The sequence below is a fragment of the Stenotrophomonas sp. STEN083 genome (assembly GCF_056759195.1).
The window spans coordinates 11,568-31,849 of the sequence record NZ_JBRRCU010000053.1; the positions used below are offsets into that span (position 1 = coordinate 11,568).

The 20,282-nt window shown below is 62.7% G+C and carries 17 protein-coding genes; 11 read left to right on the forward strand and 6 right to left on the reverse strand.

Features of this window, described 5'->3' with window-relative positions:
• Positions 1-59: 59 nt before the first annotated feature.
• Positions 60-1,556 carry a DNA-3-methyladenine glycosylase 2 family protein gene (locus ACVOK8_RS14515; protein ID WP_481567447.1) on the forward strand — a complete coding sequence of 499 codons (1,497 nt, stop codon included), beginning with the start codon at positions 60-62 and terminating at the stop codon, positions 1,554-1,556.
• Positions 1,553-2,065 carry a methylated-DNA--[protein]-cysteine S-methyltransferase gene (locus ACVOK8_RS14520; RefSeq protein WP_481567448.1) on the forward strand — a complete coding sequence of 171 codons (513 nt, stop codon included), beginning with the start codon at positions 1,553-1,555 and terminating at the stop codon, positions 2,063-2,065. The genes ACVOK8_RS14515 and ACVOK8_RS14520 overlap by 4 nt, the downstream gene beginning before the upstream one ends.
• Positions 2,066-2,169: 104 nt before the next feature.
• On the opposite strand, the gene ACVOK8_RS14525 is transcribed toward ACVOK8_RS14520, so the two are convergent.
• Positions 2,170-2,298, reverse strand: coding sequence for a hypothetical protein (locus ACVOK8_RS14525; protein WP_481567449.1), 129 nt, complete (start codon positions 2,296-2,298; stop codon positions 2,170-2,172).
• On the opposite strand from ACVOK8_RS14525, the gene ACVOK8_RS14530 reads away from it, so the two are divergent.
• Entirely contained in the window at positions 2,288-3,427 is a 1,140-nt protein-coding gene (locus ACVOK8_RS14530; protein ID WP_481567450.1) for an alkaline phosphatase family protein, read from the forward strand. The two genes, ACVOK8_RS14525 and ACVOK8_RS14530, sit on opposite strands and share 11 nt — an antisense overlap.
• Positions 3,428-3,536: 109 nt before the next feature.
• Here ACVOK8_RS14530 and ACVOK8_RS14535 read toward each other — a convergent pair whose 3' ends face one another.
• Positions 3,537-3,716: a 30S ribosomal protein THX gene (locus tag ACVOK8_RS14535; protein ID WP_481517546.1), complete on the reverse strand. Its 180-nt coding sequence runs from the start codon at positions 3,714-3,716 to the stop codon at positions 3,537-3,539.
• Positions 3,717-3,821: 105 nt separating this feature from the next.
• Positions 3,822-4,238, reverse strand: a complete 417-nt coding sequence (locus ACVOK8_RS14540) for a MerC domain-containing protein (RefSeq protein WP_481536066.1) — start codon at positions 4,236-4,238, stop codon at positions 3,822-3,824.
• Positions 4,239-4,376: 138 nt separating this feature from the next.
• Between ACVOK8_RS14540 and ACVOK8_RS14545 the strand changes: the two genes are divergently transcribed.
• The 8 genes from ACVOK8_RS14545 to ACVOK8_RS14580 all read left to right on the forward strand — a co-directional run bounded on the left by ACVOK8_RS14545 (position 4,377) and on the right by ACVOK8_RS14580 (position 15,455).
• The gene (locus tag ACVOK8_RS14545) at positions 4,377-6,575 is read left to right on the forward strand and encodes a TonB-dependent receptor (RefSeq protein ID WP_481567451.1); all 2,199 of its coding nucleotides are present in this window, start codon (positions 4,377-4,379) and stop codon (positions 6,573-6,575) included.
• Between the two features lie 659 nt (positions 6,576-7,234).
• Positions 7,235-8,128 (forward strand): DUF2971 domain-containing protein, encoded by an 894-nt coding sequence (locus ACVOK8_RS14550; protein WP_481567452.1) that lies wholly within the window; start codon positions 7,235-7,237, stop codon positions 8,126-8,128.
• Positions 8,129-8,377: 249 nt separating this feature from the next.
• Positions 8,378-8,806 carry a MarR family winged helix-turn-helix transcriptional regulator gene (locus ACVOK8_RS14555; protein WP_481567453.1) on the forward strand — a complete coding sequence of 143 codons (429 nt, stop codon included), beginning with the start codon at positions 8,378-8,380 and terminating at the stop codon, positions 8,804-8,806.
• Complete coding sequence (locus ACVOK8_RS14560) at positions 8,803-10,014, forward strand: MFS transporter (RefSeq protein ID WP_481567454.1); 1,212 nt, start codon at positions 8,803-8,805, stop codon at positions 10,012-10,014. Before ACVOK8_RS14555 ends, ACVOK8_RS14560 begins: the two co-directional genes overlap by 4 nt.
• 76 nt (positions 10,015-10,090) lie before the next feature.
• Positions 10,091-10,660, forward strand: a complete 570-nt coding sequence (locus ACVOK8_RS14565) for a TetR/AcrR family transcriptional regulator (protein WP_481567455.1) — start codon at positions 10,091-10,093, stop codon at positions 10,658-10,660.
• Positions 10,657-12,321: an MFS transporter gene (locus ACVOK8_RS14570; protein WP_481567456.1), complete on the forward strand. Its 1,665-nt coding sequence runs from the start codon at positions 10,657-10,659 to the stop codon at positions 12,319-12,321. Before ACVOK8_RS14565 ends, ACVOK8_RS14570 begins: the two co-directional genes overlap by 4 nt.
• Positions 12,318-13,424, forward strand: coding sequence for an HlyD family secretion protein (locus ACVOK8_RS14575; protein ID WP_481567457.1), 1,107 nt, complete (start codon positions 12,318-12,320; stop codon positions 13,422-13,424). Before ACVOK8_RS14570 ends, ACVOK8_RS14575 begins: the two co-directional genes overlap by 4 nt.
• A 330-nt stretch (positions 13,425-13,754) precedes the next feature.
• Positions 13,755-15,455 carry an amidohydrolase gene (locus ACVOK8_RS14580; RefSeq protein ID WP_481567458.1) on the forward strand — a complete coding sequence of 567 codons (1,701 nt, stop codon included), beginning with the start codon at positions 13,755-13,757 and terminating at the stop codon, positions 15,453-15,455.
• Between the two features lie 283 nt (positions 15,456-15,738).
• Here ACVOK8_RS14580 and ACVOK8_RS14585 read toward each other — a convergent pair whose 3' ends face one another.
• From ACVOK8_RS14585 to ACVOK8_RS14595, 3 genes are all read right to left on the reverse strand, one after another.
• A complete protein-coding gene (locus ACVOK8_RS14585; protein WP_481567459.1) occupies positions 15,739-16,224 on the reverse strand; it encodes a transcriptional repressor in 486 nt (161 codons plus the stop codon).
• Positions 16,225-16,237: 13 nt separating this feature from the next.
• Positions 16,238-17,638 (reverse strand): glutamate--tRNA ligase, encoded by a 1,401-nt coding sequence (gene gltX, locus ACVOK8_RS14590; RefSeq protein ID WP_481567460.1) that lies wholly within the window; start codon positions 17,636-17,638, stop codon positions 16,238-16,240.
• A 621-nt stretch (positions 17,639-18,259) separates the two neighbouring features.
• Complete coding sequence (locus tag ACVOK8_RS14595) at positions 18,260-19,852, reverse strand: M20/M25/M40 family metallo-hydrolase (RefSeq protein WP_481567461.1); 1,593 nt, start codon at positions 19,850-19,852, stop codon at positions 18,260-18,262.
• Between the last annotated feature and the right edge of the window lie 430 nt (positions 19,853-20,282).

The window sequence follows — 20,282 nt, forward strand, 5'->3', positions numbered from 1 at the left end:
CGCGCATTGATGTCCGAAAATGGCCAGTAGCCGAGCCCCTTCACGCCTAGACTGAGGCCATGCAAAACCTCCTGATGCCAGCCCATATGCAATGCGAACAAGCCCGCCTGGCCCGCGATGCGCGCTTTGACGGCCTGTTCTTCACTGCCGTGCGCAGTACCGGCATCTATTGCCGGCCGGTTTGCCCGGCGCCGCCGCCCAAACCAGAGAACGTCAGTTACTTCCCAAGCGCCGCTGCCGCCAGCGCCGCCGGCTACCGGCCATGCCTGCGCTGCCGCCCCGAACTGTCGCCGGATGACGCCAATCTGCTGCAGGACCAGACCCTGCATCAGGCACTGGCCCTACTCAACGAAGGCATCCTGCAGGAACAGCCAGCGACCGCGCTGGCCGAGGCGATGGGGATCAGCGCGCGCCAACTGCAACGGCTGTTCGTCGCCAAGCTCGGCGCAACGCCCGCCCAACTACACACCACCCGCCGTCTGTTGCTGGCCAAACAGCTGTTGACCGAAACCGCGCTGCCGGTAACCCAGGTCGCACTGGCGGCCGGTTTCAACAGCCTCCGCCGCTTCAACAGCGCCTTCCTGGAAGGCTGCGGCATGCCGCCGAGCGCGCTGCGCAAGCAGCATGGCGCGGTGACTGGCGGTGAGCCGGTGTTGCGACTGGCCTATCGGCCGCCGCTGGACTTCCCGCTGATGCTGGCCTTCCTGCGCCGCCGCTCGTTGCCGGGCATCGAGTGCATCGACGAACACAGCTATCAGCGCGTGGTCGTCGCCAATGGTGTGGCCAGCCTGATCCGGGTCACTGCCGATTCCAAGCGGCCGGAACTGCGCCTGCAACTGGGTACCACCGATCCACGCGCGATTCCTGCCATCGTCGCCAAGGTGCGGCGGGTATTCGACCTGGATGCCGACCTGCGCACCGTCCATGCCACGCTGGGCCAGGAACCGTTGCTGGCGCGCGGCATCGCCGAGCGGCCGGGCCTGCGCATTCCCGGCGGCTGGGACGGCTTTGAAGTCGCAGCACGCGCCGTACTCGGCCAGCAGGTCAGCGTTGCCGCCGCCACCACGTTGGCGCGGCGCCTGGTCGACCGCTTCGGCGAGCATTTGCCTGGCATGCCGGAAGGCCTGGACCGGCAGTTCCCGGCGCCAGCAACGTTGGTCGACGCGCCGCTTGAGAGCATCGGCCTACCGCGCACCCGCGCCGCCACCCTGCGTGCAATTGCCCGCGCCTGCGCCGAGCAACGCTTGGATTTCAGCCGTGCGCAGACGCTGGAGAGCTTCGTGCAGAAAGCCACAGCCCTGCCCGGCATCGGTCCGTGGACCGCGCACTACATGGCACTGCGGGCGATGGGACTGCCCGATGCCTTCCCGGCCGGTGATCTGGTGCTGCAGCAGGTGCTGGGCGAAGGCCAACGCCAACGCCTGAGCGAACGCGAGACCGAGCGTCGCTCGCAGCTCTGGCGACCATGGCGCGCCTACGCCGTGTTGCATCTGTGGCATCTGGCAGTGCCGACTGAAAAAAAGAATTCCAACACTGCTACGGAGGTAAGCGCATGAACACCCTCTATTACGACCGCTTTGACAGCCCCATCGGCGCCTTGACCGTCGCCGTCGACGAGGTAGGCGTGCGCCATATCCTGTTCGCCGAGAACCGCCACGACGCCAAGGGCCGCCAACACTGGCAGCGCGACCCGGATGCGGTCGCCGAGCCGCGCCGGCAGTTGCTGGAGTACCTGCGCGGTGAGCGCCATGAGTTCCAGTTGGAGTTGGCGCCGGTAGGCACCGAGTTCCAGCTGCATGTCTGGCACACGCTGGCACAGATTCCGTTCGGCGCGACCTGGAGCTACCGGCAACTGGCCGAGCGCATCGGGCGGCCCACCGCTACCCGTGCAGTCGGCGCCGCCAATGGCCGCAATCCTTTGCCAATCGTCTTGCCCTGCCACCGCGTGATCGGCAACAACGGCACGTTGACCGGCTTCGGCGGTGGACTACCGACCAAGGCGGCGCTGTTGAAGCTGGAGGGCGTTGTCAGCGAAGGCGAGCGCGTGGCGGATCTGTTTGCCTGAGCCCTCCAGTCGTCCGGGAGCGGCTTGCTTCCGGCGGCTACAGGGTCGATCAGCCCCAAGCAACATGCCGAAGGTTGTATTTGTATGGTCACCGGCCCGGCCTATCATTGCGGCATGAATTTTTTACGCATTTCGGCCACTACATTGGCCTGCGCATTGCTTGCCGCCTGCGCCACCGCCCCCTCGCCTGTCGCCACCACGAACGTCCCGCCCACGGTACTGATGATTTCCATCGACGGCCTGCGCGCAGACAAGCTTAGTGAAGCAGACACTCCCAACCTGATGCGTCTTGCCCGCGAGGGCGTGCGCAGCGTTGGCATGCGTCCGTCCTACCCGGCACTCACCTTCCCCAATCACTACACCTTGGTCACCGGCCTGCGCCCGGACCATCACGGGCTGGTGCACAACGCGATGAGCGCCGATGCGCTTGGCGAATTCAAGGTCAGCGATCGCGCTGCCGTGCAGAATGCCGCCTGGTGGGATGGCGGCGAGCCGATCTGGGTCAGCGTACGCAAGGCCGGGTTCAAGAGTGCAACCTGGTCCTGGCCGGGCAGCGAAGCGCCGGTGCGCGGTCTGCATGCCAACCAATGGCGCATATATGACGAAAGCGTGCCACTGCCCGAGCGCATGAATCAGGTCCTGGCCTGGCTGCACGGCGAACCGGACGCGATCAAGCCGCGCTTCATTGCCGCCTACATGGAACACGTGGACAAAGCCGGTCATGGCCACGGTCCGGATTCGCCCGAGTACAAGGCCGCATTGCAGCAGGTTGATGCCGCCGTCGGCCAACTGGTCGATGGCATGCGCCGCGATGGCCTGCTCGATGACACCAACGTGATTGTGGTTTCCGATCACGGCATGGCAACGGTCAAGTTCGGCAACGCGGTTGCGATCGAAGACATGGTGCCGGCGGATATCGCCAAGGTGGTGTCGGTGGGTCAGTCGGTAGGGTTCGCACCGCTGCCGGGCAAGCAGGCCGATGCGGAAAAGGCGCTGCTAGGCGAGCACGCGCACTACCAGTGCTGGAACAAGGCGCAGCTGCCGACACGCTGGCACTACGGTAGTAATCCGCGCGTACCAGCCATCGTCTGCCAGATGCAGGAAGGCTGGGATGCAGTGGCCCGCGACACCATCGCCAAGCGCCCACCCGGTGATCGCGGCTCGCATGGTTACGACCCTGCGCTGCCATCGATGCAGGCGGTATTCGTCGCACGTGGCCCGGCCTTCGCGCAGGGCAAGCAACTCACCGCCTTCGACAATGTCGACGTCTATCCCTTGCTTACCCGCCTGATCGGCATCCCGGCCCAGCCCAACGACGGCGACCCGCACGCGCTGGAGCAGGCACTACGCCAATCGAAGTGAGGTGGCCCGGCTGAGCGAAGCGCAGCCGCGAACGAAGCCCCCCCAAAAAAAACAGGCACAAAAAAAGCGGCGCAATGCGCCGCTTTTCTGTAACCACTGCCTGGCTGGATCAGCCGGCCTTGGCGACGGTCTTCTTGGCGACAGCCTTCTTGGCGGCAGCCTTGGCGACGGTCTTCTTGGCGACCGGCGCAGCTGCGCCCACGGCCACCTTGCTCACGTGCGAACGCGAAATGCCGTAGCTGGCGTTGTAGCGCTTGCCCTTGGCGGTCTTACGGTCACCCTTACCCATGTCGTCAACTCCTTGGTTTGTAATCAGTTACCCCGTGCAAGCACGGGTTTGGCGAGGCCACAACAAGCGCCCTCGCGCATGGACAGGAAGCCTACCATGCGCCCCTCAATGTGCGCAGCTGGCGTCGTGTACGTGCACATGGTTCAAGCGCAGGTTGGCCACATGCGCCAAGCCCACCAGCACACCACCCAAGGTCATCACAACCGCATGCGGAATACGTGAATGATGCAACTCAGGGTGCAACAAACCAGCCCACAACAGCAGCAGGCCAGGCACCAGCAACAACAGCGCCATCAGCGCGCGGTGGCGCAGATAACCCCAGATAAGACTGAAAAGACCCAGCACCGTAACGAAGATGACGATGGTGGCTTCCACCCCATCGCTGAGCCAGAACGACAACCCCAGTGCTGGCGCCAGCGCCAACAAAGCCGGCAACAACGCGCAATGCACCGCGCAGATCAGGGATCCGGTCGCACCAAAGCGATCGAGGAATTTGCGTAGTCCGGTAGGTGGGGTGGGCATGACTTCCAGCAGGGGCGACGGAACGTTATGGAATAATATAACATTATTGTCCTCCCCGCCCTAACCGCCTGCGCCAGCCCGCTGCCGCCTCCGGTTCAGACTGCCACCCAAGTGATACACAGTAACAAAGGAATCCTCATGCCCTTCCCCCGTCACACCCGGCACCACCTGCTGTTCCTCGCCCTTGCCGCCGCCCTTCCCGCTGTCGCCAGTGCCGCCGATGACGACGCCGGGCAGAGCCATCATCTGACCGAACTCACCGCGGTCAAAGTCACCGCCTCGCCACTGCAGGGCTCGGCCGAGTCGCTGGCGCGCCCGGTCGAGGTATTGGCAGGTGCCGATCTGGACGAGCACAAGGCTGGCACGCTTGGCGACACCGTGGCCAAGCTGCCCGGCGTACAGAGCACTTTCTTCGGCCCCGGCGTCGGTCGCCCAATCATCCGCGGCCAAGAGGGCCCGCGAGTTGCCGTAGTCGCCAATGGCGTCGGCAACATGGACGCATCCACGGTCAGCGCCGACCATGCTTCCAGCATTGAGCCGTTCCTGGCCGACCAGATCGAAGTACTCAAAGGCCCGGCAACCCTGCTGTTCGGCAGCGGTGCGATTGGTGGCGCGGTGAACGTGGTCGATGGCCGCATCGCCAGCGATCTACCGGACCGCCCAATCAGCGGCCGTGCCGAACTGCGCGGCAACTCGGTCAACCAGGAACGCAGCGGCATGTTCCGCTTGGACGGCGTCAGCGGCGACAACCTGGTCCTGCATGTCGACGGCCTGATCCGAAACGGTGACGACTACCGCATCCCCGGCTATGCGATCGATCCGCATGCGCTGGATGCCGATGGCCATGACGATCACGATGCCCACGACGAAGACGCCGGCACCCGCGGTCGCCTGGACAACAGCTCGGTACGCACCCGCGCTGGTGGCGTAGGCGCTACCTGGTTTGGCGAGGGCGGCTTCCTCGGCGCATCGCTGGGCACGTACCGCAGCAACTATGGCATCCCCAACGGTGCCCACGTGCATGCCGACGATGATCATGGCCACGACCATGACGATCACGACCACGACCACGGCGAGGAAGGCGATGAGCACGATGTACGCATCGACATGGTGCAGAACCGCTTCGACCTGAAGGGCGGCCTGTACAACCCGACCTCGTTCCTGAAGAGTCTGACCGTGCGCGGCGGCTATACCGATTACGAGCACACCGAGCTGGAAGCCGGCACACCGTCCACCCGCTTCACCAACAAGGGCTTTGAAGGCCGCGTGGAAGCCGTGCAGCAGCCGCTGGCCGGCTGGGACGGCGCCTTCGGCGTGCAGTTCGGCAGCAGCGACTTCGGCGCCACCGGCGAAGAAGCCTTCGTACCGGGCACCACCACCGACACCATTGGTGCTTTCGTGCTGCAGGAGAAGCAGTTCGGCCCGTTCAAGCTGGAACTGGGTGCGCGCCATGACCGGGTCAAGCTCGACCCGAACGACGCCCAGCGCAACCGTAGCTTCGGCGCGACCAACCTGTCGGCGTCCGGCATCTGGGCCTTGAACGACACCTTCGACCTGCGCTTCGGCGTGGACGCCTCCGAGCGTGCGCCGACCAACGAAGAGCTGTACGCCGCCGGCGCCCACATCGCCACCCGCTCGCTGGAAATCGGCAACGCCAACATGGACACCGAACGCGGTCGTCGCATGGAGCTGGGCCTGCACGCGCACAACGAACGCTTCGACCTGCAGGCAGCGATCTACCAGACCAAGTTCAAGGACTTCATCTACCTGGCAGATACCGGCGTAGTCGAAGGCGGCCTGCCAGTGCGTGCCTGGACGCAGAACGACGCTACGTTCAAGGGTGCAGAGGCAGAGGCCACTTGGCACATGCTGGAAAACGTCGCCGGTGATTGGGACCTGCGCGTGTTTGGTGACTATGTGAAGGCTGAGCTGGATGGCAGCGGCACGCGCAATGTTGCCATCGCCGTGCCGCACGGTGACCACGCGCACAACTACAACGTCGAGCTGGCCAACGGCGGTTACCTGCCGCGCATCGCACCGGCCCGTGTTGGCGCCGACCTGCACTGGTCGCTGGGTGGCTGGCGCGCATCGCTGGGCGCAGTGCGCTATGGCAGCCAGAAGGACGTTGCGGTGAACGAAGAAGCCAGTGCTGGTTACACGCTGGTGGATGCACACCTTGCTTATCGCTGGGACCGCAACGGCAGCAACAGCTACGAAGTGTTCTTTGATGGCAGCAACCTGACCAATCGTGAGGCACGCCCGCATACCTCGCTGCTGCGGGATTACTCGCCACTGCCGGGCCGTGGTGTGGCGTTTGGTATCAGGGCATGGTTCTAAAGGCTTGATGCAGGCTTTGGCTTTGAGCTTTGGCTGTAGCTTTGGCTTTGAGCTTTGGCTCCTGCTCCCGTCTTTCCCCTCTCCCGCTTGCGGGAGAGGGGTAGGGGTGAGGGCAAGCTTTTGCTTCTGCATTTGGTCCTGGCTCTACATTGCTTCTAGCTCCGCTGTCTAGCAGCACAAGCACACCCCAAAGCCACCGCAAGGTGGCTTTTTGCTTCGCGCAGAATCGGCTCTAGAGAAATCCACTCATATGTAGTCCAAGCCGAATCAAAAGCCACCCATCCGCCCTTCGGGCACCTTCTCCGCAAGCGGGAGAAGGGAAGACCACAGCCAAAACCAGAGCCGAAGCCCTGCTGGAGCCGGAACCACATATTGTTCCTCCTTGCCAGTACTGCGCTCCTCTTCGAAGTTCTCACAATGAAGACAGAGCACCAGCAAGAGTGCTGTTTTTTTGAAGGGGGATAGCGTCTGTGCACCGGAAAGGAGGGCTTCTTGACGGCGTTGAACTTGTAAGTTCCCAAGCCTTCCGTTGGGGAGGTGTCTAGTATTTGCTGAATCTAGCAGAGCAGGCAATCTAGGACATAAATTTAGGCTGGCTCAGTCTCTAGGACTAAGTTAGGCTGTCTGAAGGTCGAAATCCCGCAGGCATTCCTCTATCTATGTACGAAGATTTAGTGCCAGATCCCGTTAGCCGTCGCGCGCCAAAATTACCGGTCGCGTGCGAAAATTTGCGCGCTATTGCAAAGAAAATAAAGCCATTTCAGATGCGCTCATTTATGCGCGACACCCCGAGACACCACTATAAATACATGCGCTTTGATGGTTCTTCGGATTCTGTACGCAATCTCGAGACATTGATTGTCGATTCGAGTCTATACCTGTCATCGCCCTCTGAGTTCAATGATCCTTTTGAATTTAGATTCCGGGTAAAGCGTGATTCCGACTCTGCAGCCGTACGAAGAAGAGTCAGAAAATGGGCTGCAACAACTTCAGGCTGGACGGCGCTCACGAAGAGAGAGCGTGAAGCATGGGTTTCGCGGTTGATGATCGAATTGCCGGCTGTCATGGATGATCCCAACACGTTTGAGCGCCATCGACATGGCGTGGCATGTTTGGCTTCAGATCCAAAGGATTTGCTTATGTGGGCGCACTATGCGGACTCACACAAAGGAATATGTGTGCAGTTTCGAACAGCATCTGATCCTGGGGTATTCGTTGCCGCGCAACCCGTGAATTACTGTGATGACTTCCCTGATCTAACTTGGCCACGCATGGATTCGGAGATATTGAAGGCTATTCTCTTGCGAAAGGCGCGTCGATGGAACTACGAGAACGAACGGCGTTTGGTGTTTGTTGATGTGAGCACCAGACTTCTACCCTTCGACCCGGGTTGTCTTTCAGGGATAATTCTCGGCTGCAATTTTCCGAGCTCGGCGAAGGCTAGTCTTGATCACATCTTGGCTAAACGAAATCAGCTAGGTCTTCCTTCAATTCGTCTTTATAGAGCTGATGTTAACAGGTCAATTTACAAGCTACGTGTTTTAAGGGCTTAGATGGCCGTCGTCTCCTGTGAGCGATTAGCATATTTTGCAAGTATTGTTTGAGGGAAAAGTTGATAGAGACGTCTGAATGACAGTGGTGCTTTCTTCCTTGCTGCATATGGCCATTTTCTATCGTCACTGTCAGCCTAGTTGATCTTTTTGGGATCCGCGATTGGAAGTATCAGACCCTCCAGTGCCCACTACTCGCATTTACGTGCATATGCACATAAACTCCCAGCCATCGCCCTACCCCGAACGCCGATGGACACCCCCAGCCCCTGCACCTGCTTCCAGCTGCGCCGCGCCACGCGCCGCGTTTCCCAGCTGTATGACCGCCATCTGGCCGCCGCCGACCTAAGCCTCAACGCCTATTCCATCCTGCGCCGCTCCAGCCAGCCACGTCCGCTGGGCGAACTCGCCGATGCGCTGGGCATGGACCGCACCACCCTCACCCGCAACCTCAAACCGCTGCTCGAAGCGGGCCTGCTCTGTTCCGCCCCCGGCGCGGACTCCCGCCAGCGCCAGCTGCACATCACCGCCGCCGGCAAACGTCGCCTGCAGAAAGCCTTACCCCTCTGGCAACAGGCGCAACAGGAAATCGAAAACCTGTTCGGCAGCGCGCGTATCGCTGGTCTCAACCAACAGCTGGAAACACTCACCCAGGCGCTGGAACAGGAGCAAGCAGCATGAGCACGCAAGCTCCCGCGCGCACACCGTGGCTGCTGTTGCTCGCCGCCTCCAGCATCCTGATGGTGACCATGGGCGTGCGCCAGACCAGCGGTCTGCTGATCGACCCCATCCATGTTTCGACCGGGTTGGGCATCGCCCAGATCAGCTTTTCATTGGCGATAGGCCAGTTCGTCTGGGGTGCAGTGCAGCCCTTCTTCGGCGCGATGGCCGACCAGCGCGGACCACTGCCGGTGCTGGTTGGCGGCGGTGTGCTGCTGGCTGTCGGCCTGCTTGCGGCAACCCTGCTCCCCGGCGCCTGGGGATTGAATCTCAGCTTCGGCCTGTTGCTGGCCGCCGGTGCCGGTGCCGGCAGTTTCTCGGTGCTGATCGGCGCAACCGCCTGGCGCATCCCAGCACAGAAGCGCTCGATGGCCGCCGGCATCATCAATGCCGGTGGCTCACTCGGCCAATTCCTGTTTGCGCCGCTGGTGCAGTTGCTGCTCAGCGCCTTCGGCTGGATCAAGGCCTTGTATGCGCTGGCCTTCATCGTGCTGTTGTCATTGCCGCTGGCCTGGCCGCTGCGCAAGCGTGCGCCACGCAACGAGGCCAGCGACGACGGCGAGGCCCTGCGCCCGCAACTGCAGCGCGCGCTGCGTGACCGCAGTTACTGGTGCCTGCATCTGGGCTTCTTCACCTGTGGCGTGCATATCGCCTTCCTGGTCACCCACCTGCCCGGCGAAATCGCGCTTTGCGGGTTGTCGCCGAACGTGGCCTCGGTATCGATTGCCCTGATCGGCCTGTTCAATGTTGCCGGCAGCCTGATCATCGGTGCACTTGGCGAACGCTTCCGCATGAAGTGGCTGCTGTTCTGGATGTACCTCAGCCGCGCGGTGTTGATCGCGGTCTATCTGGCATCACCGCCGACACCGATGACCTTCTATGTGTTCGCTGCCGCACTGGGCTTCACCTGGCTGGCGACGGTGCCGCCCACCGCGGGACTGGTCGGCAAGCTGTTCGGTCCGCGTCACATGGGCACCCTGTTCGGCCTGACCCTGTTCTCGCACCAGATCGGCGCGTTCTTCGGTGCCTGGCTGGGTGGCGTGGCGCTGGAATACGGCGGCGACTACAGCTGGATGTGGTACGCGGACATGGCATTGGCCGCTGCTGCAGCACTGATCAACCTGCCGATCCGCGAAGCACCACTGCGCCGCCAGCTCGCCGCGAGCTGAACGGGAACGGGGCGCCGCAACGGCCCGTTCCATGCCACCCATTGAAACCGGACATTTTTGTCCGGATCATATGGGCATGACTTCCATTCGTTCCGATGCCGCCATGCGTCGTGCTTTGCTGTTGGATGCGGCCGACGCCGTGTTCGGCGAGCACGGCATCACCGCTCCACTCGACCTGGTGGTCGCGCACGCCGGCGTGGGCCGGGCAACGCTCTACCGCAACTTCCCCGACCGCACCGCGCTGATCGAAGCCCTGCTGCAGCGGACCGTGGAAAAGATCGAAGCACACGTCGACGAGCTGGGCGAGCGCGACGACGCATTGTTCGAGCTGATCATCGGCATGGCCAAGCGCATCGTGCATTCGCCTGCGTTGGCCGATTACTGGCGCGCAGTGGACCCGGACGAACCTACGATCAAGGCTGTACGCGAGCGTATTCTCGGTCTGTCCGAACCGGCCCTGCTACGGGCCAAGGCCGCAGGGCTGTGCCGGCCTGACCTGCAGCTGTCGGATATCTCCTTGATCTCCAGCATGCTCGGCGCCGCCTTGCGTGGCCGCACCGTCGAAGATCGCGCCACCCTCGCACGGCGTGCGATTGAATTGCTGCGTCCCGGCCTGTCCGTGCAGGCTGCAACGGAACGCACATGAAGCCCCTCAAGCCCATTCCGGACTGGGAAGAGCACGAGAAGCCCAGCCTACCCGGCTCGGCCTCGATGCCCTGGCATCCGCCGCACCGGCGCGCGGCCTATGCTGCGGTCGCGGTGCTGGTGGCAATCACCGGCGGGCTCGGCAATGCACTGATCAGCGCCAACCTGCCGGTGATCACCGGGCAGATGGGGCTGCAGGCCAGCGAGGCCAACTGGTTGGTGGCGGCCTATCTGATGGTCAACGTCAGTGCCAACCTGCTGGTGTTCAAATTCCGTCAGGAATACGGCATCCGCCTGTTCGCCGAGATCGGCCTGGGCACTTACGCCGCGCTGGCCGTGCTGCACCTGTTTGTCGGCAACAACACGACCACCTTGCTGGTACGCGCCGGTAGCGGCTTTGCCGGTGCCGCCTGTACCACGCTGGGCACGCTGTACATGCTGCAGGCCTTGCCGCGCAAATACGTCGGCAACCTGCTGGTGATTGGCGTTGGCCTGTCGCAGCTGGCCGTGCCATTGGCGTGGCTGTTGTCGCCCAGCCTGCTCGACCATGGCGAATGGCAGAACCTGTATCTGTTCGAGGCCGGGCTGGCACTGTGCTCCTTCGCCGCGGTGGTGGTACTGAAGCTGCCGCCCGGTATACAGATCAAGGTTTTCGAACGCACCGACTTTCTTACTTTCGCCCTGCTCGCTCCGGGCCTGGCGCTGCTGGTGGTGGTATTGAGCCAGGGCTACCTGCATTGGTGGTTCGATTCACCGTGGCTGGGCTGGGCACTGGCCGCCGCCATGGTATTGATCACCACCGGCCTGTGCATCGAGCACCAGCGTCGCAACCCGCTGCTGCAGGTGCGCTGGCTGATGGGGCCGGTGATGCTGCGCTTCATCGTCGGTGCCTTCCTGATCCGCTTCCTCACCAACGAGCAGTCCTACGGGATGATCTCGATGATGCGGGCGCTGGGCATGGGGCCGGAGCAGATGGCGCCGCTGTTCGGGGTAATTTTGATCGGTGTGCTGGTCGGCATTGCTGCCGGTGCGCTGACCTTCGGGCCAAAGGCGCTGATCCCGCAGTTGCTGGTGTCCATCATCCTGCTCGGCAGTGCAGCCTTCCTCGACCAGCACCGCACCAGCATGGACCGGCCGATGGATTTCGCCCTCAGCCAGTTCCTGGCGGCGGTGGGCAGTGGCATGTTCATGGGCCCGCTGATGCTGATGGGCATACGCCAAGCGATGGCGCGCGGGCTGGACCACATCGTGTCCTTCATCGTGATCCTGTCGCTGACGCAGAGCTTCGGCAGCCTTGCCGGCTCGGCCTTCCTGAGCAGTTTCCAGCTGCACCGTGAGCACATCTATTCCACCGCGCTGGTCAGCCAGCTCAATCCCGCCGACCCGCAGGTAGCGCGCCGCCTGCAACTGCAGCAACAAGCCTACGCCCGCGTCATCACCGACCCGGTACAACTCAAGGCGCAGGCCAGTGCAGCCTTGGCGGCAGCGGCCAGGCGCGAGGCCAATGTTCGCGCGTTCAACGATGTGTTCGCCTTCAGTGGCTGGGTGGCGATCTGCTTCCTGAGCTGGCTGTTGCTGGAAGTGACGCTGCGTAATCCACGCGTGAAACAGGTGATCCAGCGTGACCGCGCCGGGGCCCAGGACAACCGAGCAGAAACATGAGCAACAAGACCGAAAAGAAAGCCTCAGCACCGGCACCCGAGGCCGTGTCCAAGTACAACCGACCCAGTCGCCGCGCGGTGGTGGTGATGATCGTGGTCGCCCTGATCGGGCTGACCTTGATCCTGCGCGCCTGGCAGTTGTGGCCATTCAACAGCACACACATGCATACCGACGACGCCTATGTGCGCGGCCAGGTCACGGTGCTTGCGCCGCAGGTCAACGGCTACGTCACCGAAGTACTGGTCAGCGACTTCGACCATGTCAAGAAAGGCCAGCCGCTGCTGCGCATTGATCAGCGCATCTATCAGCAGAAGGTGGATCAAGCACTGGCCTCTCTCGAAGACGCACGCGCGCAGCTGGCCAACTCCGACCAGAGCCAGGCGCAGAACCGTGCGCAGATCAGCTCGGCCCGCGCAAATCATTCGGCGCAGCAGGCCGAGCAGCAACGCAGCCGTACCGAGTTGCAACGCTATGAAGCCCTGGCCGCACAGCAGCTGGTCTCCAACAGCGACCGCGACAAGCTGCGCGCCTCCGCGCAGGCAGCGACTGCTGGCGTGGCGCAATCGCAGGCGGCCATCCATATCGCCGAGGAAACCCTCACTTCCACTGAAGTGGCGCGCAAGGGCCTTGAAGCGAAGGTCGCCATGGCTGAAGCCGCCTTGGAACTGGCGAAAATCGACCTCGACAACACGGTTATCAAAGCGCCGCGTGATGGTCAGGTATCCGAGGCCACCGTGCGGCTTGGGCAATACGTTACCGCCGGCAGCCAGCTGCTGTTCCTGGTCCCGGATGCGCTGTGGGTGGTAGCCAACTACAAGGAAGGCCAGACCTGGAACATGGCGATCGGCCAGCCCGCGACGTTCAGTGTTGATGCCTTCCAGGGCAAAAAGCTGCGCGGCCACATCGAACAGATCGCCCCGGCCACCGGCTCCGAGTTTTCGGTACTCAAGCCCGACAACGCGAGCGGCAATTTCACCAAGGTGGTGCAACGTCTACCGATCCGCATCGCCATCGACCCCGACCAGGCGCTTGCCGCACGGCTGCGTCCGGGCATGTCGGTGGTGGTGGAGGTAGACACAGCTGCAGCACCCGCTCAACGGTAGTGCCGAGCCATGCTCGGCAGGGGCGTTACCAACAATCTTGTGCGAGCGGCGTAAGCCGCCAAGCTGGCAATGTGCGAAAGGCTTAAAAGCCAACCCCTCCCCAGCCCTCCCCTGCTGCGCAAGGGAGGGAGCGCCAGCGGTAGTGCCGAGCCATGCTCGGCAGGGGCGGTTACCAGCAATCTTGCAGGAACGGCGTAAGCCGCGAAGCCGGCAGTACGCGAAAGGCCTAAGAGCCCCCCTCCCCAATCGTCCCCTTTGCACAGGAAGAGAGCAAAGCCTTCACCTGAGTGCGCTAGGCTGTACCCCTGTTCACAGCCGGGAGAACCCTCGGTGAAACTGATTCTGGCGCTCTCCGTCCTGGCCGCACTCACGGCCACCTCCGCCAACGCCGCCGACACGCTGTACTCCGGCGGCCCCATCGTCACCGTGGATGACCGCCAGCCCGATGCCGAAGCAATCGTTGTGCGCGACGGCCGCATCGCCTTTGTCGGCAGCCGCAAGGCGGCCCGCCGCTTCAGTCCGCAGGCGCAGCAGGTTGACCTGCAAGGCCACACCCTGACCCCGGGCTTCATCGATGCGCACAGCCACGTATCCGGCGTCGGCCTGCAGGCGCTGTCAGCCAATCTGCTGCCAGCGCCCGATGGTGAAGGCAACTCCATCCCCGCATTGCAGAAGATCATGCGCGAGTTCCGCGCACACCCGACCACGCCTGAGGGCTACAAAGTCCTGATCGGCTTCGGCTACGACGATTCGCAGCTGGTCGAACAGCGGCATCCGACCCGGCAGGACCTGGACGCCATCGCCACCGACATCCCGATCATCCTGATGCACCAGTCCGGCCATCTCGGCGCCTACAACAGCAAAGCACTGGAAATGGCTGGCATCACTGCCGACACACCCAATCCACCAGGTGGCGTGATCCGCCGCGAACCCGGCAGCAACGTGCCTGACGGCGTGCTTGAGGAGAGCGCACACAACATCGCCCTGGCCAAGCTGATGCCGGCGATGACTGCCGAGCAGTCACTGGCAATGCTCGAAGCCGGCCAGGCGTTGTACATGAAGTACGGCTACACCACTGCACAGGACGGCAGGAGTGACGCCGGCACCTTGCAGCTGATGCCGATGGCGGCCAAGGCCGGCAAGCTCAAGATCGACGTGGTGTCCTATCCCGATATTGAAGTGGCCTTGCAGAACCCGGCCATGCAAGGGCCGTTCTATGGCATGAACTACACTGATCACTACCGCATCGGCGGCGTGAAGATCAGCCTGGATGGCTCACCGCAGGGCAAGACCGCATGGCTGAGCAAGCCTTACTACAAGGTACCCGAAGGCGAAAAGCCTGACTATGCCGGCTATCCCGCCTTCCCCACCGCCAAGGTCGACGACCTCATCACCCAGGCCTGGGGCCATGGCTGGCAGGTGCTTGCACATGCCAATGGCGATGCCGCCATCGATCAGCTGATCCATGCTGTGTCCGCCGCTGAAGCCAAGTACCCGGACAAGCACCTCGTCCCCGTGCTGATCCACGGCCAGACCCTGCGCAAGGACCAGGTTGGCGAACTGCGCCGTCTCGGCATCTTCCCGTCGTTGTTCCCGATGCACACCTATTACTGGGGCGATTGGCACCGCGACTCGGTGCTCGGCCCGGAGCGCGCAGAGAACATCTCGCCCACGCAATGGGTGCTGGATGCAGGCATGGTGTTCACCTCGCACCACGATGCGCCGGTGGTATTCCCGGATTCGATGCGGGTGCTGGATGCGACGGTCAACCGCGTTACCCGCAGCGGTCGAGTACTCGGGCCGGATCAGCGTGTATCACCGCTGATCGCACTGAAGGCGATCACCTTGTGGGCAGCGCGGCAGTACGGCGAAGAGAGCAGCAAGGGCTCGATCGAAGTCGGCAAGCGTGCCGATCTGGTACTGCTATCGGACAACCCAATGACCATAGAACGCAGCCAGCTGCACACCATCAAGGTGCTGCAGACCATCAAGGATGGCGTCGTCGTCTTCGAAGCAGAACCAAAACCGTAAGCACGACGGGCTGTTGTAGGAGCGGCGTAAGCCGCGAAACCACTGCAACATCCGAAGCCGATAGCCAATTGCCCGCACCGAAGTGGCCGGGGCGGTCGAGGCCTATCGGCTTCGCGGCTTACGCCGCTCCTACATGGGTCAGTTCTGCTTGAAGCCTTACCCTCACCCCAACCCCTGCTCCGCACCCCGGCCCTTGCGCTGGCGCAAGGACGTTCGAGGGGCAGCGAACCCAATGGTTCGCAAGCTGCCCCCTCTCACCCCGCAGGGAGAGGGGCTGAAAGCTTCAGCCTGCGCAGTTCACGCACAGGCCGTGCACTTCCAGCGTCTGTGCCTGCGGCTTGAAACCAAGCTCTTTGGCGCGAGCTTCGAGTTGACGGACGATATCGCGGTCTTCCAGCTCCACAGCACTATGGCAGCGGTCGCAGATCAGGAACGGTACTGAGTGCTGGTTGCTGCTCGGGTGGTGGCAGGCGACGAACGAGTTGACCGATGACAGCTTGTGCACGAAGCCATTGGCCATCAGAAAGTCCAGCGCGCGGTAGACCGTGGGCGGGGCATCAGCGCCCACACCCTTGCCTTCGCGCACCCATTCCAACAGCTCGTAGGCCTTGACCGGCTTGCCGGCCTCAGCGATCAGCCGCAGCACGTTGGCGCGGATCGGGGTCAACCGCAATCCGCGCTCGCGGCACACCCGTTCGACCACCGCGACAAAGCCGGCCGCGTCTTCGACGTGGTGGTGCGGGGCGGTACAGGAGTGTGCTTCGGTCATGTCTACCTCAGGGTCAGGCCGTTGGGATCTTGATGAGTGCTGCGTCGATGCGTTTCAAGGCCTCTTCACGTCCCGCCAGATACACGGTGTGGGAAATGTCAGGACTCACCTGGGTGCCGGTGATGGCCACGCGCAGCGGCTGAGCGACCTTGCCCATGCCGATTTCCAGCTGTGCGGCCACGTCATGCAACGCGATCGACACACCTTCGGCGGTCCATTCAGCATTGGCCAGCAGCTCGCGGGCCTTGGCCAGCGGCAGGTCGGCACCAGGCTTGAAGTGCTTGGCAACCGCAGCGTCGTCGTATTCGTTCAGCGGGGTGTACCAGACCACCGCCTTCTCGGCCATTTCCTTCAGGGTCTGCACGCGCTCGCGCAGGGCGATGACCACGTCAACCGGGGCTGGGCCCTTGCTGACGTCCAGACCCAGCTTCTCGAGCTGGTAAACCAGCTGCGGGGCAATGGATTCCGGGGTCTCGGTCTTCAGGAAATGCTGGTTGACCCAGCCCAACTTGGCCATGTCCAGGCGCGCGGCCTTGGAATTGCAGTTGGTGACGTCGAACAGCTCGATCAGCTCCTGACGGGTGAAGATCTCCTGGTCACCGTGCGACCAGCCCAGACGGGCCAGGTAGCTCAGCAGTGCCTCGGGCAGGTAGCCGGCGTCCTTGTACTGCATCACATCAGCCGCGCCGGTACGCTTGGACAGCTTGGCGCCCTGTTCGTCCAGGATCATCGGCATATGGCCGAACTTCGGCACCGGTGCGCCGATGGCCTCGTACAGATTGATCTGGCGCGGGGTGTTGTTGATGTGGTCATCACCGCGGATGACCTCGTTGATGTTCATGTCCCAATCGTCGACCACCACCGCGAAGTTGTAGGTCGGGTAGCCGTCCGGGCGGAAGATGACCATGTCATCCAGCTCGCTGTTGGCGATCTCGATATTGCCCTTGATCAGGTCATCGAACAGCACCGTGCCTTCAAGCGGGTTCTTGAAGCGGATGACCCGGTTCGGGTCGTCCTTGTACGGCAGGTTCAGCTCACGGGCAGCGCCGTTGTAGCGCGGCTTTTCCTGCTTGGCCATGGCGGCTTCGCGCATGGCGTCGAGCTCTTCCTTGGTCTCATAAGCGTAGTAGGCCTTGCCCGAGGCAATCAGCTGCTCGGCCACTTCCTGGTAACGGGCAACGCGCGCGGTCTGGTAGATCGGGCCTTCGTCATAGCCCAGGCCCAGCCAGTCCATCGCCTCGAGGATGGCATCGATGGCGGCCTGGGTGGAGCGCTCGCGGTCGGTATCTTCAATGCGCAGCACGAACTCACCGCCACGGTGACGCGCCTCCAGCCAGCAATACAGCGCGGTGCGGGCGCCACCAATATGCAGGTAGCCGGTGGGACTGGGGGCAAAGCGGGTACGGACGGTCATGACGGGCGCAGAAGTTGGAATCGGGGCATTTTACCTCTTCGCCCCTCCCGGTGCTTTGAACCGGCTTCAGCCCTTCACCCGCCAAAGCAGCACCCCTGCTTTAGCCCCTCTCCCGCTCGCGGGAGAGGGGTTGGGGTGAGGGCAGCTTTGGCTTTGGCCGTTGCCGTTGCCGTTGCCGTTGCTCCAGCCTTTGACCTACCGGGCCCCTTCCGCAGCGACGGAGCTGGCAGACAAGACCCCGCAGGGGCGGCGCACACGGATGTGCGTCGTTTTTCGACGAGACAGGGATGTCTCGTCGAAAAATCCGGCCAGCGGAGTGGACCCGCGCCGCGCAGCGGCGTGGGCGCGGAGGCAGGGTGTGTTTCTCTTGGTTACCTTCTCTTTGCACAAGCAAAGAGAAGTAACTCGCTCCCCGCAGGGGAGCGAAAGCTCTTGCTCTTGGTATTGCTGTTGCTTAGAGCAACAACCGAAGCCAACGCCAAAGCTCCCCCATCCGCCCTTCGGGCACCTTCCCCCGCAGGCGGGAGAAGGGATGCACCAAGCATTTGTCTGTTCTGCCCAAGAGCAGAAGGGCCGCTATGCGGCCCTTCCAAAATCAGCAATGCGAGCCAACCGCCAGACTCACTTCTCCAACAACGGCTTGCGCGGGAAGCGCTCCTCGCGCATCGCAGCGTTATAGACGAACGACGCAACAATCGCCGCCGCCTGCTTCAGATCCTCCGCCTCGGCGTGATCCCAGGTATCCAGATGGCTGTGATGCACATTGCTGAAGTAATCCAGACGATCCTGGATGAACTGGAAGCCCGGCAGACCCACCCGGTCATAACTGATGTGATCCGTGCTACCGGTATTGCGCGTAGCCACCGTGGTCGCACCCACATCATTGAACGGCTTCAACCACGCCTCGAAGATCGGCATCGCCGCCATGTTCTCCTGCGCATAGATGCCACGGAACCGACCCGAACCATTGTCCATGTTGAAGTAGACCTGGAACTTCTCGTAGTCACGCAGCTTCTGCAACGGACCCGTCGGCTCGCGCAACGACGCCGGCAGCGCCTTCTGCGTCGCATCGGTCGGCTCCGGATAACGTGCGAAATGCTGCGCAACATACGCCTGCGAACCAATCAGGCCCTGCTCCTCACCACTCCACAGACCCACCCGGATCGTACGCTTGGGCTTGGCACCCACCGCCTTGAGGATGCGCATCGCCTCCATCATCACCGCCACGCCCGCAGCGTTGTCAGCCGCGCCGGTACCGGTGTGCCAGGAATCCATGTGCGCACCCAGCATCACGATCTCGTCGGCCTTGCTGCTGCCACGGATCTCGGCCAGCGTGTTGTGACCAGGCTGATTGGTCTCGTCGGTGAAGCGCGCATCCACGTTGACCCGCAGCGTCACCGTCTGCTTGTCCTTGAGCGCCCGCACCAACGGATTGAAATGCTCGGCAATCATCGCCAGCTCCGGGATGCCCACCGACTCGCCGGCCTTGCGCGAACCACCACCGGCCACGCGGATGATGCCGTTGTCCCAGCCACTGATGCTGATCGACGCCAACGCACCTTCTTCGATGAAGAACGCATTGACCGCCTTGGTCAGCTCCTGGCGCTCATTGAATTCCTTCAGGCGTTTTGCGCGATCCTCTTCGGCCGCCTTGGGAATGGTGAAGGCCTGCAGGCCTTCCAACGAGGTCGCGTCATGCCGATGCGAATCGGATTCGGTGCCACGCTTGTATTCGCGCGCATCACCCAGCAGCAGGATCTTTCCGCGCAGCTTGCCCTTGTACTTCTCAAGGTCGGCCAACTTCTTGATATCGACCTGGATCAGCTCACCTTCCACCGCACCGTTGGTGCCCGGTGTCCACGCCTTGGGCAGGGCATGCAGCGGCTGTACCCGCTGACCCAGCATCTCGACGCTGGCCGAAGTGAATTCCCAACCACGACCGAAGTCCTCGAAGGCCTCGTCGTGCACATTGACCAGGCCCCACTCGTTGAACTTGCCACGGCTCCAGGCATTGGCCTGGGTCATGGCCGGCGAATTGCTCAGGCGCGGACCGATGGTTTCGGTCAGATGGCTGAAGGTATCCATCACCTGCGAACGGTGGAACGCCTCCTGGCGGATCTTGCTGACCATGTCCAGATCCACCTGTTCGGCCGCCTGCGCCGTAGCGCTCACCGCCAAGCCCATGCACAACGCCAACAAACCCCGCTTGATCATGCTTTCCCCGGCCTTAGGCCCAATGACGACAAACCACCGAGTCTAGCCAGTGAACAGCAGCTGCCGAGTCGGCCAATGGTCATGGTTTGGCTATAGCGGCGCGATTCAGTCCAAGCAGGCTGCAGCTGACTTTGCCGATCACGGCCATTGCTCTTGCTGCCGTTGCCGTTGCCGTTGCCGTTGCCGTTGCTGTTGCTGTTGCTGTTGCTGTTGCTGTTGCCGTTGCTGTTGCTCGAGCGTTTGACTTACCGGGCCCCTTCCGCAGCGACGGAGCTGGCAGACCAGACCCCGCACGGGGCGGCGCACATGGATGTGCGTCGTTTTTCGACGAGACAGGGGTGTGTGGTCGAAAAATGCTGGCCGCGTTGTGGCCCCGCGGCGCGCCGCGGCGGGGGGGCGGGGGCAGGGTGTGCGTTCTTTTGGTTTCCTT

Bases quoted from the DNA above. Each gene is read 5' to 3' on its own strand.
- ACVOK8_RS14565 (WP_481567455.1), top strand. From the start codon at position 10,091: ATGACTTCCATTCGTTCCGATGCCGCCATGCGTCGTGCTTTGCTGTTG.
- ACVOK8_RS14530 (WP_481567450.1), top strand. From the start codon at position 2,288: ATGATTTCCATCGACGGCCTGCGCGCAGACAAGCTTAGTGAAGCAGAC.
- ACVOK8_RS14575 (WP_481567457.1), top strand. From the start codon at position 12,318: ATGAGCAACAAGACCGAAAAGAAAGCCTCAGCACCGGCACCCGAGGCC.
- ACVOK8_RS14595 (WP_481567461.1), bottom strand. From the start codon at position 19,852: ATGATCAAGCGGGGTTTGTTGGCGTTGTGCATGGGCTTGGCGGTGAGC.
- ACVOK8_RS14540 (WP_481536066.1), bottom strand. From the start codon at position 4,238: ATGCCCACCCCACCTACCGGACTACGCAAATTCCTCGATCGCTTTGGT.
- ACVOK8_RS14570 (WP_481567456.1), top strand. From the start codon at position 10,657: ATGAAGCCCCTCAAGCCCATTCCGGACTGGGAAGAGCACGAGAAGCCC.
- gltX (WP_481567460.1), bottom strand. From the start codon at position 17,638: ATGACCGTCCGTACCCGCTTTGCCCCCAGTCCCACCGGCTACCTGCAT.
- ACVOK8_RS14550 (WP_481567452.1), top strand. From the start codon at position 7,235: ATGTACGAAGATTTAGTGCCAGATCCCGTTAGCCGTCGCGCGCCAAAA.
- ACVOK8_RS14555 (WP_481567453.1), top strand. From the start codon at position 8,378: ATGGACACCCCCAGCCCCTGCACCTGCTTCCAGCTGCGCCGCGCCACG.
- ACVOK8_RS14515 (WP_481567447.1), top strand. From the start codon at position 60: ATGCAAAACCTCCTGATGCCAGCCCATATGCAATGCGAACAAGCCCGC.
- ACVOK8_RS14525 (WP_481567449.1), bottom strand. From the start codon at position 2,298: ATGGAAATCATCAGTACCGTGGGCGGGACGTTCGTGGTGGCGACAGGC.
- ACVOK8_RS14535 (WP_481517546.1), bottom strand. From the start codon at position 3,716: ATGGGTAAGGGTGACCGTAAGACCGCCAAGGGCAAGCGCTACAACGCC.
- ACVOK8_RS14560 (WP_481567454.1), top strand. From the start codon at position 8,803: ATGAGCACGCAAGCTCCCGCGCGCACACCGTGGCTGCTGTTGCTCGCC.
- ACVOK8_RS14545 (WP_481567451.1), top strand. From the start codon at position 4,377: ATGCCCTTCCCCCGTCACACCCGGCACCACCTGCTGTTCCTCGCCCTT.
- ACVOK8_RS14520 (WP_481567448.1), top strand. From the start codon at position 1,553: ATGAACACCCTCTATTACGACCGCTTTGACAGCCCCATCGGCGCCTTG.
- ACVOK8_RS14585 (WP_481567459.1), bottom strand. From the start codon at position 16,224: ATGACCGAAGCACACTCCTGTACCGCCCCGCACCACCACGTCGAAGAC.